Source organism: Arenibacterium halophilum (assembly GCF_005938225.1).
Classification (GTDB): domain Bacteria; phylum Pseudomonadota; class Alphaproteobacteria; order Rhodobacterales; family Rhodobacteraceae; genus Arenibacterium; species Arenibacterium halophilum.
In genome coordinates this window covers 914,620-932,120 of sequence record NZ_VCPC01000002.1, presented here as the reverse complement: position 1 = coordinate 932,120, position 17,501 = coordinate 914,620, and the positions used below count along the sequence as shown (strand labels likewise).

General features: G+C 63.3%; 15 protein-coding genes. 5 read left to right on the top strand and 10 right to left on the bottom strand.

Annotation, left to right across the window (positions count from 1 at the left end):
- Positions 1-15 precede the first annotated feature (15 nt).
- A complete protein-coding gene (locus FGK64_RS11220; RefSeq protein WP_138863871.1) occupies positions 16-714 on the bottom strand; it encodes an SIMPL domain-containing protein in 699 nt (232 codons plus the stop codon).
- An 84-nt stretch (positions 715-798) separates the two neighbouring features.
- Here FGK64_RS11220 and FGK64_RS22725 point away from each other — a divergent pair, with 84 nt between their 5' ends.
- Both FGK64_RS22725 and FGK64_RS11215 read left to right on the top strand, forming a co-directional pair.
- Positions 799-921 carry a hypothetical protein gene (locus FGK64_RS22725; RefSeq protein ID WP_281280403.1) on the top strand — a complete coding sequence of 41 codons (123 nt, stop codon included), beginning with the start codon at positions 799-801 and terminating at the stop codon, positions 919-921.
- On the top strand, positions 911-3,706 hold the full coding sequence (locus tag FGK64_RS11215; RefSeq protein ID WP_138863870.1) for a hypothetical protein: 2,796 nt from the start codon (positions 911-913) through the stop codon (positions 3,704-3,706). The genes FGK64_RS22725 and FGK64_RS11215 overlap by 11 nt, the downstream gene beginning before the upstream one ends.
- A gap of 173 nt (positions 3,707-3,879) precedes the next feature.
- On the opposite strand, the gene FGK64_RS11210 is transcribed toward FGK64_RS11215, so the two are convergent.
- A complete protein-coding gene (locus FGK64_RS11210) occupies positions 3,880-5,067 on the bottom strand; it encodes a calcium-binding protein (protein ID WP_138863869.1) in 1,188 nt (395 codons plus the stop codon).
- A gap of 190 nt (positions 5,068-5,257) precedes the next feature.
- On the bottom strand, positions 5,258-6,352 hold the full coding sequence (gene hppD, locus FGK64_RS11205) for a 4-hydroxyphenylpyruvate dioxygenase (protein ID WP_138863868.1): 1,095 nt from the start codon (positions 6,350-6,352) through the stop codon (positions 5,258-5,260).
- Between the two features lie 155 nt (positions 6,353-6,507).
- Between hppD and FGK64_RS11200 the strand changes: the two genes are divergently transcribed.
- Together FGK64_RS11200 and FGK64_RS11195 are read left to right on the top strand one after the other, a co-directional pair.
- Entirely contained in the window at positions 6,508-6,963 is a 456-nt protein-coding gene (locus tag FGK64_RS11200; RefSeq protein WP_138863867.1) for an Lrp/AsnC family transcriptional regulator, read from the top strand.
- 108 nt (positions 6,964-7,071) lie between these two features.
- Entirely contained in the window at positions 7,072-8,955 is a 1,884-nt protein-coding gene (locus FGK64_RS11195; protein WP_138863866.1) for a monovalent cation:proton antiporter-2 (CPA2) family protein, read from the top strand.
- A gap of 109 nt (positions 8,956-9,064) precedes the next feature.
- Here FGK64_RS11195 and FGK64_RS11190 read toward each other — a convergent pair whose 3' ends face one another.
- The gene (locus FGK64_RS11190) at positions 9,065-10,042 is read right to left on the bottom strand and encodes an HNH endonuclease (protein ID WP_138863865.1); all 978 of its coding nucleotides are present in this window, start codon (positions 10,040-10,042) and stop codon (positions 9,065-9,067) included.
- Between the two features lie 220 nt (positions 10,043-10,262).
- Positions 10,263-11,282: a nicotinate-nucleotide--dimethylbenzimidazole phosphoribosyltransferase gene (cobT, locus tag FGK64_RS11185; protein ID WP_138863864.1), complete on the bottom strand. Its 1,020-nt coding sequence runs from the start codon at positions 11,280-11,282 to the stop codon at positions 10,263-10,265.
- Positions 11,283-11,362: 80 nt separating this feature from the next.
- On the opposite strand from cobT, the gene cobS reads away from it, so the two are divergent.
- Entirely contained in the window at positions 11,363-12,121 is a 759-nt protein-coding gene (gene cobS / locus FGK64_RS11180; protein ID WP_138863863.1) for an adenosylcobinamide-GDP ribazoletransferase, read from the top strand.
- A gap of 57 nt (positions 12,122-12,178) precedes the next feature.
- On the opposite strand, the gene FGK64_RS11175 is transcribed toward cobS, so the two are convergent.
- The 5 genes from FGK64_RS11175 to FGK64_RS11155 all read right to left on the bottom strand — a co-directional run bounded on the left by FGK64_RS11175 (position 12,179) and on the right by FGK64_RS11155 (position 17,482).
- A complete protein-coding gene (locus tag FGK64_RS11175) occupies positions 12,179-12,688 on the bottom strand; it encodes a CarD family transcriptional regulator (protein WP_138863862.1) in 510 nt (169 codons plus the stop codon).
- A 281-nt stretch (positions 12,689-12,969) separates the two neighbouring features.
- Positions 12,970-13,308, bottom strand: a complete 339-nt coding sequence (gene fdxA, locus FGK64_RS11170; protein ID WP_138863861.1) for a ferredoxin FdxA — start codon at positions 13,306-13,308, stop codon at positions 12,970-12,972.
- Between the two features lie 146 nt (positions 13,309-13,454).
- On the bottom strand, positions 13,455-13,832 hold the full coding sequence (locus tag FGK64_RS11165) for an RNA-binding S4 domain-containing protein (protein ID WP_138863860.1): 378 nt from the start codon (positions 13,830-13,832) through the stop codon (positions 13,455-13,457).
- A gap of 7 nt (positions 13,833-13,839) precedes the next feature.
- Positions 13,840-16,764: a helicase-related protein gene (locus FGK64_RS11160; RefSeq protein WP_138863859.1), complete on the bottom strand. Its 2,925-nt coding sequence runs from the start codon at positions 16,762-16,764 to the stop codon at positions 13,840-13,842.
- A 64-nt stretch (positions 16,765-16,828) separates the two neighbouring features.
- Complete coding sequence (locus tag FGK64_RS11155) at positions 16,829-17,482, bottom strand: tetratricopeptide repeat protein (RefSeq protein ID WP_138863858.1); 654 nt, start codon at positions 17,480-17,482, stop codon at positions 16,829-16,831.
- Positions 17,483-17,501 lie beyond the last annotated feature (19 nt).

Below are 17,501 nucleotides of genomic sequence, written 5' to 3'. Positions count from 1 at the left end.
TCGCGCGTAGCGCGATTATTCCACGATGTCGAACACCACGGTAACGTTCGCGTTGACCGTCACCTCGCCCGCAGCCACCGGAACGCCGCTTCGCGACGCTGCGGCCATCTCCATCATGATCGGGCCGCCACCTCCGCCATGATCCATGATCTGATGCACCGGACCCAGCGTGACGCCAGCCGCCTCGGCCAATAGCTCGGCACGGGCGACCGCATCCTGCACCGCGCGTTTGCGTGCCTCTTCCATCAGAGGATCGGGGTCCTGCACACCGAACCGAAGGCCGTTGAAGTCGTTTGCACCATCGGCGATCACCGCGTCCAGAACCTCTCCCAGACTGGCAAGATCCCGGACCCGCACCATCACCGTGTTCGAGGCGACGAACCCGGTGATCTGATTGCCGTAGCCTTGCGTCGAAGGACGGTTCGACCACACCGGGTTCATGCTGAGGTTCTGGGTCTGGATATCGCGATCTTCGATCCCGGCATCGGTCAGCCGGGCCAGAACCTGCGCCACCGCGTCAGAGGTCGCACCCATCGCCGCCTTGGCCTCCTGCGCTTCGTTGGTCACGCCCAGCGTGATCGTGGCCATGTCGGGTGCGGCCTCGACCGAGCCTTCCCCGTTGACCGTGATCTGGCGCCTGTCTGACACCTGCGCCAGCCCTGCCGTGGCTGTCAGTGCCAGCACCGCAATCGCTCCGATCAAGCTGCGTTTCATTATGTGTACCCTTTCCGATTGGCCCCACGTGGGGGATAAACCTTTTATTCACCATGTGGGTGTTGCTATGCTAAGGGCAAGCCGATGGCGGGCGAAGTCTTTCCTATGGCAAAGTTCTGCCTGACCCATCGGTGCTCCGTTGCGGCAGGCCAGTTTGCCGTGAAGGATGATGTCGGGATGGAAGAATCGGCTGCAGATGAAACCTGAATTCGCGCTCTCCCTCTCGTTCGAGGGGATCACGCTTTTGCACCGCTCGGGCAGCGGCTGGCGTCATGTGGGCGATGTCTCGCTTGACGTGGCCGATCTGCGTGGCGAGCTGGCCGCGCTGCGCGCCAAGGCACGGTTGCTGAGCGATGCGCGGCTTGCGACCAAGCTGATCCTGCCCAACGACCAGATCCGCTATCTCAGCGTGGAAACCGGCAATTTCGAAGGCGATGCGCGCCGTGAAATCGTGCGCGCGGCCTTGGAAGGGGCCACGCCGTATTCCGTCTCGGAGCTGGTGTTTGATATCTCGCCCGAGGGGCGTACCACCCATGTGGCCGCCGTCGCACGCGAAACGCTTGAAGAGGCGGCCGGCTTCGCGAGCGAGCACAAATTCAATCCCGTCGGATTCGCCGCCATCCCAGGCGAGCAGCCCTTTCTGGGCGAGCCCTGGTTTGGCACACCCGAAGGCGTGCGGGCCAATTCCGTCGAACCCGACGGGATCGCCGTGGTCGTGATCGGACCGGCCGTGTACCCCGACCCGAAAGCCGAGGAAGACGCCGCGCCCGAAGCGCCTGAATCGAAAGCAAAAGCCGGAGCAGAACGCGACACGCCGGTGCCGGAGATAGAGTCAGATACGGCATCTGACACGCCAGCCAAGGCCAATGGTGCCACTGACGCAACATCCAAGGCCACTGAGACAGAGACCACAGCCGAGGCCAAGCCAGATCAGGCTCGTTCCGACGAAAGTTTCGCCACACAGTTCACATCGCGCCGCAGGTCTGCTCCGCGCCAGACTACGACAGGCGCGGCAAACCCCAATGGCGGGGCGGTCGGCGTGACCGCCCCGCGCATTGATGTTGCATCCGATGTACTGGACGATGGCTCTGCCCCGCTGTCTCCCCCCCGTCTTGCGGCAATGCTATCGCCATCTGGGCGCCAGGAACCGCCTTTGGCCCGTCCGGTTTCACCGCCTCCGGCCGCCGCACGTGCGGATGACACCTTGCAAGACGGGCCAAGACACGACGACAACTCAACCGAGACTGACGCCGTTCGGCCCGCCGTCGCCCAGCGTGTCGCATTGCCCGACCGCCAGGTCCCTACAAGCGAAGCGGCCCGGATGACGGTGTTCGGAGCACGCGGCAGCGGAGATGTCGGTGGAAAGCCCCGGCATCTGGGGCTGATCCTGACGGCGGCTCTACTGCTGTTTCTCGCCGGAGTTGCGGCTTGGGCCAGCCTGTTTCTGGACGAGGGGGTTGCCGGGCTGTTTGGCGCGTCGGACGCGCCCGAAGTGGCTGCGGCGCCAGAACCGGTTGCTCCGCCACGCGGAGAGGCGCTTGATACGGGTGCTGCGGACGACGCCGTTAGCGAAACCGATACGACGCCGGCGCCGGCCCCCGTCGACATCGCCAGCCTTCCCGCGCCCCGCGTCATCGAGCCCCCCGCCGCATCTCCCCTGCTTCAAAGCGCCGATCCCGATCTCCCGGAGCCGCCGGGCGATGACTCGCCTGCCGAGGCGCCCGCAACCGCACTGCCCACACTGGCCGCGCGCGACGCCCCGGACGAGACACCGGCGCCCGAGTTGACCGACACCGATGCCGCCGTATTGGACGCACTGCGCCCCGGCGATGCGGCCGCTCCGGCGGACGTTGCCCCCGGGCTTGGCGCTGACGATACCGCTCTGCTGCCTCCGACCGCGTCAGAAGACCCCGAAGCTGGCTTCGATGATCCGGCCATGCTGCTCGAGTCCGATCCGGATACCTTCTATGCCGCCACAGGTATCTGGCCCAACGCCCCCGACGAACCCGACACGCCTGCGGTCATCGGGCTGGACGATCTGGTGATCGCCTCGATCGACCGGACCGACCTGTCGACCGATGCGCTTGCTCTGCCCGAAATTCCCGAAATCGAAACCGATACCGGCCCCGACGCGCTAAGCTCGCCCGCTGCCGCAGGCACCGAATTCACGCTGGATGCGCGCGGGCTTGTGACGCCCAGCCGCGATGGGGCGCTCACGCCTGACGGGATCCTTGTCTATGCCGCGGCGCCGCCGGTGAAACCGCGCCGCTACCCCGAACGCAGCACGCCCGAGGATGACGCCGCTGCCGAAACAGTTGCCCAGCAATCCCGCCTGTCTCAGCGCCGGCCCCGCGCACGCCCGGATGACTTGGTGGAACAAAACGAACGCAGCCAGCTTGGTGGGCTCACCCGAACCGAACTGGCAGGGCTGCGCCCACGTGCGCGCCCGCAATCCGTTCAGGAACAAGCGGAATTGCAGCGTCAGGCCGAAGCCGTCGCAAATGCCGCGGCCCGCGCGCAGGCCAGCGCCATCGAAGAACGCCAGTCCGCTGCCGCCGGGGTTCTGTCAAACGTCACGCCTGCCTCGCCGGCCGACCTTGCCGATGCAACGCGTCTCGCGGTGGTCGCCTCGGTCCGGCCGGATGGGCGTCCGCGCGATTTCGCGGCTATCGTCGAACGCAGCGAACCCGATGACCAACCAGAACCGGAAACCGTCGCGGCGGCCACCGTTGCGCCGCGCATTCCCACCAGCGCGTCGGTGTCGCGCCAGGCCACCGTGCGCAACGCAATCAACCTGCGGCAGCTCAACCTGATCGGCGTCTACGGAACCCCCTCAAATCGCCGCGCCCTGATCCGACTGCCCAGCGGGCGCTACAAGAAGGTCAAGGTTGGCGACAACGTCGACGGGGGTCGCATCGTCGCCATTGGCGACAGCGAGTTGCGCTATCAAAAGGGCGGCCGCAACCACACGCTCAAGATCCCCAGCAGCTGATATAAACGCGCCCCCTGCGAAGTCGCGCGGCGCCCGATTGCCTTCGGCGAGAATATTTGAGCCTTAATGAAGCATGGCCGCAGTCCCGCTTCACCATCGCAAAATACTCCGGGGGACTCCGCGCAGCGGAGGGGGGCAGCGCCCCCCTTACCCCACGTCAACGCGCATGCGTGTCAGAACAGAAAGTTCAACGCGTCGTCCATCGCCGCCAGTGTCACATCCTCGACCCGGATCACCACATTGGCAAAAGCCACCACCACATCGTCGCCTTCCTGCGACAGCTCCAGTGCCCGGAACCGCGCCGCGCCGCGAGCGATCTCGATCGTGTCGGTGCCAACGGCGAAATCCGTGATCGTGTCGCGGCCGTCGCCCTTCCGGAAATAGAAGGTATCGCGGCCGGAGCCACCGGTCAGGACATCATTGCCCTTCTGGCCCTTCAGCAGATCATTGCCGCCTTCGCCCAGCAGCGTATCATTGCCAAGCGCCCCAAGCAGCGTGTCGTGTCCCGCGCTACCTCGAAGCCGGTCGCCCGCGGCCCCACCGTTCAGAAAATCCCGTCCGGTCCCACCGATCAGCAGGTCGTAATCGTCTCCGCCGAACAGCCGGTCGTTGCCTGCTCCGCCGTTCAACAGATCGATCCCGGCGCCACCGAAAATTTTATCGTCGCCCCGGTTACCGTAGAGCCGGTCCGTCCCGGCAAACCCATGTATGGTCTCGCTGTAGGAATTGCCCACGATAAGGTCGTTCACCACGCCACGGGTCTGCGCGTGCACATCTCCATCGGTCGTTGTGCCCGACCCGAAGGCCAGCGCATATGTAGCATCGGCAAACTCGACGAGTTCGATGCCGGACAGCGTGTCGTGACCAAAGACACCGTCGATCACGAAGCGCGATCCGGACCAGCTGATCGTTGCCGGGTCAAAAGCGGTTTCCAACACATAGGTATCCACCCCTGCGCCGCCGATCACGGTATCGTCGCCAGTGCCAAGGCGAATGCGATCATTGCCGGTGCCCGAGTCGTAATATTCACCCGTATTCCAGTACGACGTGATGGTATCATCGCCTTTCAGAAACGGATCTTCCGACGGGATGCCATAGAACAGGTCGTCCAGATCGACATTGAAGCCCGAATAGACCAGCACGGGTTGGCCACCATGATAAATGCTGATCCCGCTCAGGGTGCCGGTGACGTCATAGCTTGAATAGGTGAATGACCCATTCATGGAAACGTAGAAGCTGTCGACATACCCCGAGATCCGTGTCGGGCCATAATACGCCCCGGTCGGCTCGGCGTTCATGATGGTATCGAAGCCGGGAAAGCTCAGCTGGTTGACGTAGTCGTAAATGACGATGTTGGACATGATCTGCCTCGGGATATTTCAAATGCCGGCGCGGCCATGATGCGCGCCGTCCTTTTTGTTAACGACTTCCTACAAAGCGCACAATTAACAGGCAGCAGCTTCCCCAACGTCACCCGTACCCTCATGGCACGCAAGCAACAGCCGGCGCGCGGGGGGCGCACCGGCTGGCCTGTCTCACGTCTGATCGGTGTTATTCGGCGGCGATTTCGCCGTTGTCGATCTGCTCTTGTTCGATGCTTTCGAACAGCGCCTTGAAGTTGCCCTCGCCAAAGCCGTCGTCGCCCTTGCGCTGGATGAACTCGAAGAAGATCGGTCCGATCACGGTTTTCGAGAAGATTTGCAGCAGGATGCGGGTCTCGCCGCCATCCACCACGCCTTCGCCGTCGATCAGGATGCCGTGCTTCTTCATCCGCTCGATCGGTTCTTCGTGATCGACCACGCGGGTTTTCGACATGTCGTAATAGGTGTCCGGCGGGCCGGGCATGAATTTCACGCCCATCTCGGCAATCGCATCGGTGCTGTCGTAAATATCGTCCGAGCCGACAGCGATATGCTGGATGCCTTCGCCGTTGTACTTCTTCAAATAGGCCACGATCTGCCCGGTTTCGCCCCGGTCTTCGTTGATCGGGATGCGGATGCGCCCACAGGGCGAGGTCAGCGCGCGGCTGAACAGCCCGGTGAATTTGCCCTCGATGTCAAAGAACCGGATCTCGCGGAAATTGAACAGGTCGCCGTAGAACCGGAACCATTTGTCCATGTTGCCCTTGAACACGTTGTGGGTCAGGTGGTCGAGGTAATAGAACCCCACGCCGCGCGGCTTGGACTGCTTCAGCCACTCGAATTCTTCGTTATAGGGCGACGTCTCGTAATACTGGTCGATGAAATAGATCAGCGACCCGCCGATGCCCTTGATCGCGGGCACATCCATGGATTTGTCATCGCCCTCGTAGGGCTCGGCGCCTTTCGACACCGCATGGTCGAAGGCCTTCTGCGCATCCACCACGCGCCAGCCCATCGAAGGGGCGCAGGGTCCGTGCTCTTCCACGAAGCGCGCGGCAAAGCTGTTCGGCTCGGCATTCAGCAGATAGGTGATATCGCCCTGCTGCCACAGCTCGATGTTCTTGGTCTTGTGGCGGCCGACCAACTCGTACCCCATGCGCGAGAAGACACCGCGCAGCTCTTCCGGGTCGGGGTGGGCAAACTCGACGAATTCAAAACCGTCGGTGCCGGCGGGGTTTTCCGGGGTGATTTTCGATTTCGGTGCGTCGTGCGGGAACGGGCCCATGGCATCCTCCTGTCTGACAAGTCAACGCGGAACGAACCGCTTTGGATGCATTTTATCGCAGGACCCATGCTGTTTCTGCGCATTCTTCGTTCCCCGGAACCTATTTTATGCGTATGCTACGCACTATTGCGACCAAGTATGGAAAAACGCCGCATATGCTGGATGACACCGATTCCCGCCTGCTCTCGGCCCTGCAACAGAACGCGCACCTCACCGCGCAGCAGTTGGGAGAGCTTCTGAACCTCTCGCCCAGCCAGGCCGGGCGTCGCCGTCAGCGGCTGGAAACCGAGGGCTATATCCAGGGCTATGCCGCGCGGCTGGATCCGCAGCGCATCGGGCTTGCCGTCCAGGGGTTCGTTCAGGTGCAACTGGCCACCCATGGGCCGCAGCAATCGCGCGAATTTGCCCGGCTGGTGCAATCGCGCCCGGAAATCACCAGCGCATGGACCATGACAGGCGAGGCCGATTACCTGCTGCGCGTCTACTGCTCGGACCTGCCCGCGCTGAACCGCCTGCTGCACGAGGTGCTTCTGCCGCATCCGTCGGTCGCGCGGGTGCAAAGCCAGATCGTGATGGACCAGCTGAAACGCGACGCGCCCCTGCCGACCTGAGCACGCCGATAGCGCGAAACTTTCCGTCATCCCCGCGTTTTGCGGGTTGAGTTTGTCGCCCCCCCCGTCGGATCATGGGCGCATAGTCGACAGGATATTGCCCACGCCATGGAAAGCTTTCTCTACCAGGCTTCGATCTACCTTGCCGCCGCCGTGATCGCGGTGCCCATTGCTTCGCGGCTGGGGCTTGGCTCGGTTCTGGGGTATCTGGCGGCGGGAATCCTGATTGGACCTGCCTTCCACCTCGTGGGCAGCGAAACCCAGGAATTACAACACTTTGCCGAATTTGGCGTGGTGATGATGCTGTTCCTGATCGGGCTTGAGCTGGAACCGCGCGCGCTGTGGGAAATGCGCCACCGGCTTATCGGCATGGGCGGGATGCAGGTGGTGGTCAGCACGCTGGCGCTGATGGGGGCCGCGATGGCCGCCGGGCAGGTTTGGTCGGTCGCGCTCGCCATCGGGCTGACGCTGTCGTTGTCCTCGACCGCCATCGTGCTGCAAACCCTTTCCGAAAAGGGGCTGATGCAGACCGGTGGCGGGCGATCCGCCTTTTCGGTGCTGCTGACGCAGGACATCGCGGTGATCCCGATCCTGGCCTTCCTGCCGCTGCTGGCCGCCCCGATCTATGGCGCCATCAACGAAGACGGCTCGATCTCGCTGGCCGTGCATCAGGCGGCCGAGGCGCATGGGCATGTGCCCTCTCTGGTCGAAGGGTTGCCCGGCTGGGGTGTCACGCTTGTCACGCTGGGGGCGATCGGTGTGGTGATCCTGACGGGGGTCTACCTGATCCGGCCGGTGTTCCGCTTCATCCACGCCACCCGCCTGCGCGAGATGTATACCGCGCTGGCGCTGCTGATCGTGGTCGGGATTTCCTTTCTGATGATGCTGGTGGGCCTGTCGCCCGCGCTTGGCGCCTTCCTTGCGGGCGTCGTGCTGGCGAACAGCGAATTCCGCCATGAACTGGAAAGCGACCTTGAGCCGTTCAAGGGCCTGTTGCTGGGCCTGTTCTTCATCACCGTGGGCGCGGGGATCGACTTTGACACCTTCTTCGCCGATCCGGGCGACCTGATCGGGCTGGCGGTTCTGGTGATCGTCGCCAAGGGCGTCATCCTCTATGGGCTGGGCCGCGCCTTCCGGCTCAAGGGGCGCGATCGCTGGCTGTTCACGCTGTCGCTGGCGCAGGCGGGCGAATTCGGCTTTGTCCTCATCGCCTTTTCCGTCCAGCAGAACGTGATCCCGCGCGACGTGTCGGAAAAACTGCTGCTGGTGATCGCGCTGACCATGCTGATCACGCCGCTGCTGTTCATCCTCTACGATCAGATCTCGCGCCGGATGCGCGATGGCGGATCGGGTTACGAGGCCGACAAGATCGACACCGAGGGCCCCGTCATCATCGCGGGCATCGGCCGCTTCGGGCAGATCGTGAACCGGCTGGTGCAGGCCAGCGGGTTCAAGACGGTCGTGCTTGACCACGACATGCAGACGATCCAGCTGATGCGCCGCTTTGGCTTCAAGGGCTTCCTCGGCGACCCGACCCGCCCCGAGCTGCTGAAGGCCGCGGGGCTTGCCAAGGCGCGCGTGCTGGTGGTGGCGCTGGACGATCCCGACAAGGCGACCCAGCTGGTGGCCTATGCCCGCCGCCAGAGGCCCGACCTGCACATCGTCGCCCGCGCCTACGACCGTAACCACGTCTTCCGCCTGTACCGCGCCGGCGCCAACGACATCGTGCGCGAGATGTTCGACAGCTCGCTCCGCGCCGGGCGCTATGTCCTGGAAAACGTCGGCCTCAGCGAATACGAGGCCGCCGAGGCCGAACAGATGTTCTATGCCCACGATCGCGAATCCGTCCTCCGCCTGGCCGAGGTCTGGGACCCGAACCTCCCCGCCGGAGAAAACGCCGCCTACATCGCCCGCTCAAAAGAGCTGGAAAAAGAACTGGAAACCGCCCTGCTGAACCGGGTGTCGGACACGGACCGGAAGAAGGCAGGGTAGGTGTTTGGCGAGTTTGGGCGGGTCTACGTTGTAGGTCGATTGGAGCCGATACCGCGCTAGAGCGGTCAAAGTCGACTATGCGAACAAATTGGGCAAAGCGGACCTCCGCTTAGGCCCATTTTTGCAATGCAGGCATGATTACTTGCCGCACAGGCTTAGCGCTTAGATCCACCATGTCTGGTCTGACAATCAAATCGTCACCACAAATCATGTATCCAGGCCCAGTACAACGGTTCTGAAAACGTGGAGCAATCTGTGGCTTCAGCGACAATAGTAGATGACGGATTTCCTTGTAATGCGCCCTATCAGGGTGCTGCTTTGTCGGAGATGGAAGGATGACTATCTGATTAAAGATCACAGCTATGGCGAAGTGATCTTGTCCAAACCTCATCACACCGATGGCTGGCTCCCTCAGAATCTGTCCTTCACCAAAATACTCCTCCGTGTCTATAGTATAGCACCAGTCAATGATGTCTTCTTCTGGGTTGGATATTTGCTCCCGGACGATATCTAGCGATTTTTGCAGTACGAATGAGTACCCAAAATTTTTGAACCAAAGCTCGTAAGCCGCAGCCAGAAAACCAACCCCGACCAGCTTCTCTTGCCGATAGGCTGGAACATCAACTTGCACAGTGAGTTTGGAACCAGATGGGGCATTTACATGCCCCTCAAAAGCGTGCGGATGCGAATGACTGCGCAGTGCGACAAACTCCAGATCCCCGCCTTCAGCCACTTTTAAGGTGCCATTAATCGTATAACCATCGGCAGTGGCAGTGGCTTTCTGCTTTTTTCCAGAAGCGTGAAATGGCGCCTTGCCCTCAAATATTTCTATATATTCGCCAAGCCATTTTGTATGCTTTGAGCCAGCAGTGTTGTTGCACGATTTACAGAGGAATATTGTTATTTTTCCGCCAACTGATTTTGGAATGATGTGTTCCTCATCGATTGAAAATTGGCGGTCTTTTGAATCAATATTCCCAACCGGAAGGTCTCGCAGACAGATTGGGCACTTAAAAATATTCTTCAGACCGGCGTCAAATGTTTCCAGTTCGCGAGATATCTCCCTTAAAATATCATATTTGCTCATAACGGCTATCTCTCAAAAATTATGCTGTATCTTTCATGCTGTATCTTATACAGGGAACAGCACTTTACCACCGCCGACAGTGTGCGGGCAGTAGCCCTTGCTGGGTCTGCGCCTGAAGCTACGCCTCCGACTGTTCGCTATGGGCTCTTAACCGACCTTCACAGCCCAGAAACACCCAAGGCGACCAAACCGCCTCGGGCCCCGTTCCCCCTCTACCCGATCACTCCCCCTCAGACACCCCTGCCTCGGCGAATGTCGCCATGCCGCTGTGGCAGGCGATGGCGGCTTTCAGGACGCCTAGCGCCAGTGCCCCGCCCGAGCCTTCGCCAAGTCGCAGGCCGAGGGTCAGCAGCGGTTCTTTCCCCAGTTTGCCCAGCAGCGCAGCGTGGGCGCCCTCGGCGCTTTGGTGGCCGGCGACGGCGTGATCCAGCGCGCCCTGGGCCACCGCCTGCAAACAGGCCGCCGCCGCGCAGCAGATGAAGCCATCCAGCACGACCGGAATTCGCAGCACGCGCGCGGCGGCCATCGCGCCCGCCATGGCGGCAATCTCGCGCCCGCCCAGGCGGCGCAGCACCTCGATCCCGTCGCCTGCGGCTTCGGCGTGCAGCGCGACGCCCCGCGCCACCACATCGGTTTTCAGCGCCAGCCCGGCATCGTCCACGCCGGTGCCCCGACCTGTCCAGCTGCCCGCGTCACCGCCAAATAGCGCGGTGCAGATCGCGGCGGCGGGGGTGGTGTTGCCGATGCCCATCTCACCCACCACCAGCACGTCGGCCTGAGGATCCACCGCAGTCCATCCGGTGCGCAGCGCGTCAAGCAACTCGGCCTCGCTCATCGCAGGGCCGGTGGTGAAATCGACCGTGGGGCGGTCAAGGTCCAACGCGTGCACCGTCATCGTGGCCCCGGCCGCCTGCGCCAGCTGGTTGATCGCCGCACCGCCCGCCTGAAAGTTGGCGACCATCTGCACGGTCACCTCGGGCGGGAAGGCCGACACCCCCTGCGCGGTCACGCCGTGGTTGCCCGCGAAGACGATCACCTGCGGCGCCTCGACCCGGGGGCGGCCAGTGCCGCGCCAGCCCGCGTACCAGATCGCCAGATCCTCGAGCCGACCCAGCGCGCCCGGCGGTTTCGTCAGCTGCCCGTTGCGGTCGCGCGCGGCCTCCAGCGCGGGCTGATCCGGCGCAGGGGCCTGTGCCAGCAGGGTACGGAACGTCGAAAGGTCACTCAGGTCGGGCAGCATTCAAAGCCTCATTGCATCATTCGTCATCGCGGTGTTTAACCCATGCACCCCGCCGCACAACCCCGGGAAAGGCCGCGTGAATGCCCGAAAACGACAAGGCCGACCGCGCGCGTGACATCCTTGTCGCGCTGGCGCTGCTGACGCGCCTGCCCCTGCCGCGCCTGCCCGATGCCGCGTTCCAGCGGCAGGCGCGCGTGGTCTGGGCCTTTCCGCTGGCCGGGCTGGTGGTGGGCGGGCTCGCCGCTTTGGCCGGAGTCCTCGCGCTGCACGCAGGGTTGCCTGCGATGGTGGCCGCCGGGCTGGCACTGGTGGTGCAATGCGCCGCGACGGGCGCGATGCACGAGGACGGGCTGGCCGATACGTTGGACGGGCTGTGGGGTGGGCACACCCGCGAACGACGGCTGGAGATCATGAAAGACAGCACCGTGGGGGCCTATGGGGCCATTGCGCTGGTGCTGTCGCTGGGCCTGCGGTGGGCGCTGATCGCCGCGCTGCTGCCCGTGGCCCCCGGCGCGATTGTCGCCGCCGCCTGCCTGTCGCGCGCGGGGATGCCGGTGCTGATGGCCGCCCTGCCCCACGCCCGCGATTTTGGCCTGTCGCATGGGGTGGGACGCCCCACGGCACGTGCCTGCGCCATTGGGCTGTCGCTTGGTCTGGCGCTGGCATGGCTGGCCGCCGGCGCTGAGGTGGTCACCGGTGCGCTGCTGGGCGCACTGGCGCTGGCGTGGCTGGCGCGGCAGGCGCGCAAACGGATCGGAGGGCAGACCGGCGATATCCTGGGCGCGTCGCAGCAACTGGGGGAAATCGCCATGCTGCTGGCCTTTGCCGCCCACTTGTAGCGCATGAAAAAACCGCGCCCCGAAAGGCGCGGTTGCGATTGTCGTGTAAAAGAGCGGTTAGGCCGCGCGCGACATCAGCACGTCATCGACCTGCTTGGCCGCGACAACTTCATCGCCCCCGCCCACGGCCGCAACTTCGCGCGTCAGCCGCTCCAGCGCAGCTTCGTACAGCTGCCGCTCGGAATAGCTTTGTTCGCGCTGGTCGTCGGTGCGGTGCAGATCGCGCACCACTTCGGCGATCGAGATCAGATCACCCGAGTTGATTTTCTGTTCGTATTCCTGCGCCCGGCGCGACCACATGGCGCGTTTCACCTTGGCCTTGCCCTTCAGCGTTTTCATCGCCTGGCTGATCACATCGGGCGAGCTGAGCGAGCGCATCCCGATTTCGGTGGCCTTGTGCGTGGGCACACGCAGCGTCATCTTGTCCTTCTCGAACGAGATCACGAACAGTTCAAGCGACAGACCGGCGACTTCCTGCTCTTCGATCGATACGATCTGGCCAACGCCGTGGGCCGGGTAGACCACATAGTCGTTGGGGCGGAATTCGAGCTTTTTCGATTTGGTCATTCAGGACTTCCCAATAACCCGGCCGCATCTGCAAAGACACGAAAACCGCAACGGGGCACTGCCATGTCCCGGCACGTTTGCGTGTTGTCCGATGTCACGAAGACCCATTCCAGAGTGATCAATTGGGTCCGACCGGCTGTTTCCATAGTTTGTAACGGAACCATATCACAAAAATGGCCCATATGGAAGCTGACGCAACGGAAACCGCATAAAATAGCTGCAAACACAGACGATTGGCCCGGCAAGCTGCCGGCACCCACGCCCAACGTGATTCGAATCGCTCAGCCGCCTTCGCCGGGCGTCTCGGAAAAGTATTTCTCGAGCTTGCCAGTCTCGCCGTCGCGTTCCTCTGCCTCGGGCAGCGGGTCCTTGCGGGTGATGATGACAGGCCAGAGCTCGGCATATTTACGGTTGAATTCAACCCATGTTTCAGTGCCCGGATCGGTATCGGGACGGATCGCGTCGGCCGGGCATTCCGGTTCGCAAACGCCACAGTCGATACATTCATCCGGATGGATCACCAACATGTTCTCGCCCTCGTAGAAACAGTCGACGGGGCAAACCTCGACGCAGTCCGTGTATTTGCAGGCGATGCAGTTATCGTTGACGATATAGGTCATGTCGGCGTTCCGTAATGCTTCACCGGCCTAGCTAAATCACGGATACGGGGCATTCAAGCCGTCAGGCCGCAGAAAGACGCATGGTTCGACAATTGCGGGGCGTGGCGAACGATTGTTCCGCATTCGCACGATCCGCTGGCAAAGCGTCACGCGTCGCCTTCGCCCCATGGGTCGTTCAGCGCATCCAGCGCGCGGCGGTCGCGCTTGGTGGGGCGCGCGCCGACCCGTTCGGCGGTTGCCGGGGTGTCATCGGGCGGCGTCAGGTCTTCGTACAGCGCCTGCGCCTCGGGGGCCGGTCCGCGCCTCTCGCCCAAGGCGACCACCTTGATGACCCGCACCCGTTGTGTTTGGGCAAACGTCAGAACATCGCCCGGGCCTACGCCATGGGCGGACTTGGTGACGCGGACCGAGTTTATCCGGACCGCGCCCGCGCCCACCAGCTTGGCCGCCAATGTGCGCGTCTTGAAAAAGCGGGCGTGCCAAAGCCACTTGTCGATGCGCAGCTTTTCCGCACCCGTGGCCATCGCGCGGCTACTTGTTGTCGCGCAGCCCCATCAGGGCCGCAGCGAACGGGTTGTCGGGGTCGATCTTCTTCTCGGGGCGCGGCGGACGGGCCGAGAAATTCTTGGGCCCTTTCGCCTTGTCCCCGCCGCGACCCTTGTCGTTGCGTTTGCCGCCCTGAGGCTTGCCGCCCTGCGGACGGCCCTTGCCCTGCGGCTTGCCACCCGCGCGCTGGTTGCGGCCCCGGTTCTGGTTCTGCGGGCGGCCCCAGGTGAAGGTAAAGAACACCTCGGTTTCCGGCCCGGCGACTTCGGCATCGGCGGCAACGCCGGGCGCGATCTCGGTCTCGCTCTGCTCCGGCACGGCCGGTTCAGCTTCGGGCTCGGCCGGGGTTTCTGCAATGGGGGCGACGCCCTCGTCAGGGATGGCGGCCACGTCGGGCGTTACATCGGCGGGCACGGGCTCGCCCGGCTCTTCGGTCACGGCGCCCGGCGCGGGCATGTCACCGCGATCGGCGACTGGGATGTCATCAGAAATTGGCGTGGTATCGGCGCCCGGCACGACGGCATCCACCGGTTTGACCTTCTCGCGCTCGCCCCGTTCCGCATTATAGCCCAGCCCGCCCATCAGGTCGGCGAACTGTTCCAGCGTCATGCCGGTGATCGACAGCATGTCGGGCTTGGCTTCAAAACCGGCGCGGCTGTTTTCAGCGCGCAGCATGTCGGCCAGACGTTCCAGCATGTCGATGCGAATGGCGCGGGTGCCCGCAGCGCGATAGCCGCACATGGTGTGATAGCCCTCGGGCGCGTCCGCCACCGTCGGCACCGTCACCAACCCCGGAGGCGGCGCTTCGGGGAAATCGGACTGGCCGTTTGCCAGAGCCCAGAGCACCAGACGCAGGCGCGTTGGCGCGGGTTTCAGCAGCAACGGCATGAACACGGTGAACTGACCGAACCGCAATCCATGCTTGCGCAGCGATCCACGCGCGTCCTGATCCAGATCCTTCACCTCTTGCGCGACATCGGCGCGCGGCAGGATGCCCATGGCCTCGACCATGCGGAAGGCAAATCCCCGTGCCAGACCGTTCAGCGTGTCATCGCGTTGCAACCCGATCAACGGCTCGAACAGGGCGGCAATCTTGCGGTCGATGAAATGCTGCAGGCGGCGTTGCACCTTCTGCGTCACCTCGGGCCCGGCCACCTCGTCGACGAACACATCGACCTGCGGCTTCAGCGGCTCGGAGCCGGGGACTAGCTTGCCCACGGCGCTGGAGCCCCACATCAACCCGCCCTGCTCGGTGAAATCCAGCTCGGAATCGGGGGCGTTGTAGAAACGGTCGGCCATCAGGTGGAAGTGCGGTGCCAGCGCCTGAAGAGACGCCGCCTTCAGCGCCTTTTCCTCGGCTCCGGCCGCGCTCTTGTCGGCCTTGAAACGAAACCCTTCCAGCTTCCCGACGAATTCACCCTCGACGGTCACTTCGCCCTTGTCATTCACATCGGCCAAGAGGGCCTCCTTCTGTTTCAACCGGCGCAACAGCACCGAGGTCCTACGGTCCACGAACCGCTGTGTCAGGCGGTCGTGCAGCGCATCCGACACCCTGTCTTCTACCGCGCGCGTTTCCGCACGCCAATGGCTTTCGTCCGCAGTCCAGCCCTTGCGCTGAGCGACATATGTCCAAGTGCGGATAAAGGCCAGACGTTTGCTTAACGCATCAATATCGCCATCGGTTCGATCGATCCGGCGAATCTGTCGGGCCAGCCAGTCATCGGGCACCCGGCCCTGTTCGAAAAGATGCTCGAAAATACGTTGCAGCAGCGAGGTATGCTCGCCGTGGCTGATGCCGCGGAAATCCGGAATCCGGCACACATCCCACAACAGGCGGACCGAAACACCGTCACTGGCGCGCGCGGACACCTCGGGGATGGCGCTAAGGGTTTTCAGCGCCAGCAGATCGTCGGCGTCGCGTGCCCGAACAAGATGTTCGTTCTGCGGCCCCGCCTCGAGCGAGCGGATCAGCGCGTCGCAGGTTCCGAACTGCAACGCCGCATTGCGCCAATTGAGTTTCTTCAGCGGGGTGAAGCGATGTTCCATGATCGCCTGCGCCACGCCTTCATCCAGCGGCCGCGCCTCGCCCGTCACGCCAAAAGTGCCGTGGCTCATGCCGCGCCCGGCCCGCCCGGCGATCTGCGCCAGCTCGTTCGGAGCCAGCGGGCGCATCCGGCGCCCGTCGAACTTGGTCAGCGCCGAAAATGCCACATGGTCGATATCCAGGTTCAGACCCATCCCGATGGCATCGGTCGCCACCAGGTAATCGACCTCGCCATTCTGATAGAGCGCCACCTGCGCGTTGCGCGTGCGCGGGCTGAGCGCGCCCATAACCACCGCCGCACCGCCCTTCTGGCGTCGGATCAGTTCCGCGATGGCATAGACATTATCAACACTGAACCCCACGATGGCGCTGCGCGGGGGCATTCTGCTTATCTTCTTGCCACCTGAATACACCAGTTGCGACATCCGCTCGCGCCGGATGAACCGCGCCTCGGGCACCAGCGCCTGAATGGGGCCGCGCATGGTGTCGGAGCCCAGGAACAGCGTCTCGTGCGTGCCACGTGCGCGCAGCAGCCGGTCGGTAAAGACATGGCCGCGTTCTGGGTCGGCACAGAGCTGGATTTCGTCCACGGCCAGGAAATCTGTGCCCATCCCCTCGGGCATCGCCTCGACGGTACAGACCCAGTACTGCGTGCGCGGCGGCACGATGCGTTCCTCGCCCGTGACCAGCGCCACCACCGACGGCCCCCGGATCGCGACGATGCGGTCATAGACCTCGCGCGCCAGCAGCCGCAGCGGCAGGCCGATGATCCCGGTGCGATGGCCCAGCATGCGCTCGATGGCATAATGGGTCTTGCCCGTGTTGGTCGGGCCAAGGACGGCCGCAACCTGCGATGACATGGTCATTGGCGGTGTGCCCAGTTCTACTCGTGCCCTACATCCTGCCGAAAGCTCTGCCCACCCAGCAAAGCTACAGCGCGCGTCCCTCGATCCCGGGTTTCAGCCGCTCCATACCTGCCAGCGCCTCCTCGTGATAGGGATGAATTTCAAGCACCCGTTCATAGGCGTCATGGGCGCGTTGCTTGTCGTCCAGCGTTTCCAGGATCGCGCCCAGCCCGTAGATGGCGTTGTAATTGTTCGGGTTCAAGGCCAGCGCGCGTTCAAGATCGGCAATCGCCGGGCCCAGCAGATCGGCCGAGAAATAGGCCGAGGCGCGCATGTGATAGCCTTCGGCGAATTCGGGCGCGTGGTCGGTCAGCGCGGTCAGATGCTCGATGGCGGTTTTCGAATCGTCCACCTCCATCGCATCACGCCCCCGCTTCAGCAGCAAATCCATCGCGGGTGACCCGCTCTGGCTCCACAGCGCCTGCAACTGGCGGTCGATCCGCCGGGCCCCGGCTTCGTCCGACTGTGCCAGCTGGCGAAGCAACTCGGCCTCGTCCCGCGAATCCGGCACGTTGTCCATGTCGGGGTCCGGCACCGACAGGGAAATGGTCGGCTCGTCCAGTTGCGGCGGCTCGGCCGGATCCTGCGCAACCGCTGGAAGAGCCGGAAGTAAGGAATACATGACTATGACACCAAGTGCCGCCACGGTACCTTTGAGATTGGGATGATGAATGCTCATAACGGGTATCAGTGTAACG

What these genes read in the sequence shown, in the direction of transcription:
- FGK64_RS11220 (WP_138863871.1), bottom strand. Translation starts at nt 714, where the DNA reads ATGAAACGCAGCTTGATCGGAGCGATTGCGGTGCTGGCACTGACAGCC.
- FGK64_RS22725 (WP_281280403.1), top strand. Translation starts at nt 799, where the DNA reads ATGGCGGGCGAAGTCTTTCCTATGGCAAAGTTCTGCCTGACCCATCGG.
- FGK64_RS11215 (WP_138863870.1), top strand. Translation starts at nt 911, where the DNA reads ATGAAACCTGAATTCGCGCTCTCCCTCTCGTTCGAGGGGATCACGCTT.
- FGK64_RS11210 (WP_138863869.1), bottom strand. Translation starts at nt 5,067, where the DNA reads ATGTCCAACATCGTCATTTACGACTACGTCAACCAGCTGAGCTTTCCC.
- hppD (WP_138863868.1), bottom strand. Translation starts at nt 6,352, where the DNA reads ATGGGCCCGTTCCCGCACGACGCACCGAAATCGAAAATCACCCCGGAA.
- FGK64_RS11200 (WP_138863867.1), top strand. Translation starts at nt 6,508, where the DNA reads ATGCTGGATGACACCGATTCCCGCCTGCTCTCGGCCCTGCAACAGAAC.
- FGK64_RS11195 (WP_138863866.1), top strand. Translation starts at nt 7,072, where the DNA reads ATGGAAAGCTTTCTCTACCAGGCTTCGATCTACCTTGCCGCCGCCGTG.
- FGK64_RS11190 (WP_138863865.1), bottom strand. Translation starts at nt 10,042, where the DNA reads ATGAGCAAATATGATATTTTAAGGGAGATATCTCGCGAACTGGAAACA.
- cobT (WP_138863864.1), bottom strand. Translation starts at nt 11,282, where the DNA reads ATGCTGCCCGACCTGAGTGACCTTTCGACGTTCCGTACCCTGCTGGCA.
- cobS (WP_138863863.1), top strand. Translation starts at nt 11,363, where the DNA reads ATGCCCGAAAACGACAAGGCCGACCGCGCGCGTGACATCCTTGTCGCG.
- FGK64_RS11175 (WP_138863862.1), bottom strand. Translation starts at nt 12,688, where the DNA reads ATGACCAAATCGAAAAAGCTCGAATTCCGCCCCAACGACTATGTGGTC.
- fdxA (WP_138863861.1), bottom strand. Translation starts at nt 13,308, where the DNA reads ATGACCTATATCGTCAACGATAACTGCATCGCCTGCAAATACACGGAC.
- FGK64_RS11165 (WP_138863860.1), bottom strand. Translation starts at nt 13,832, where the DNA reads ATGGCCACGGGTGCGGAAAAGCTGCGCATCGACAAGTGGCTTTGGCAC.
- FGK64_RS11160 (WP_138863859.1), bottom strand. Translation starts at nt 16,764, where the DNA reads ATGACCATGTCATCGCAGGTTGCGGCCGTCCTTGGCCCGACCAACACG.
- FGK64_RS11155 (WP_138863858.1), bottom strand. Translation starts at nt 17,482, where the DNA reads ATGAGCATTCATCATCCCAATCTCAAAGGTACCGTGGCGGCACTTGGT.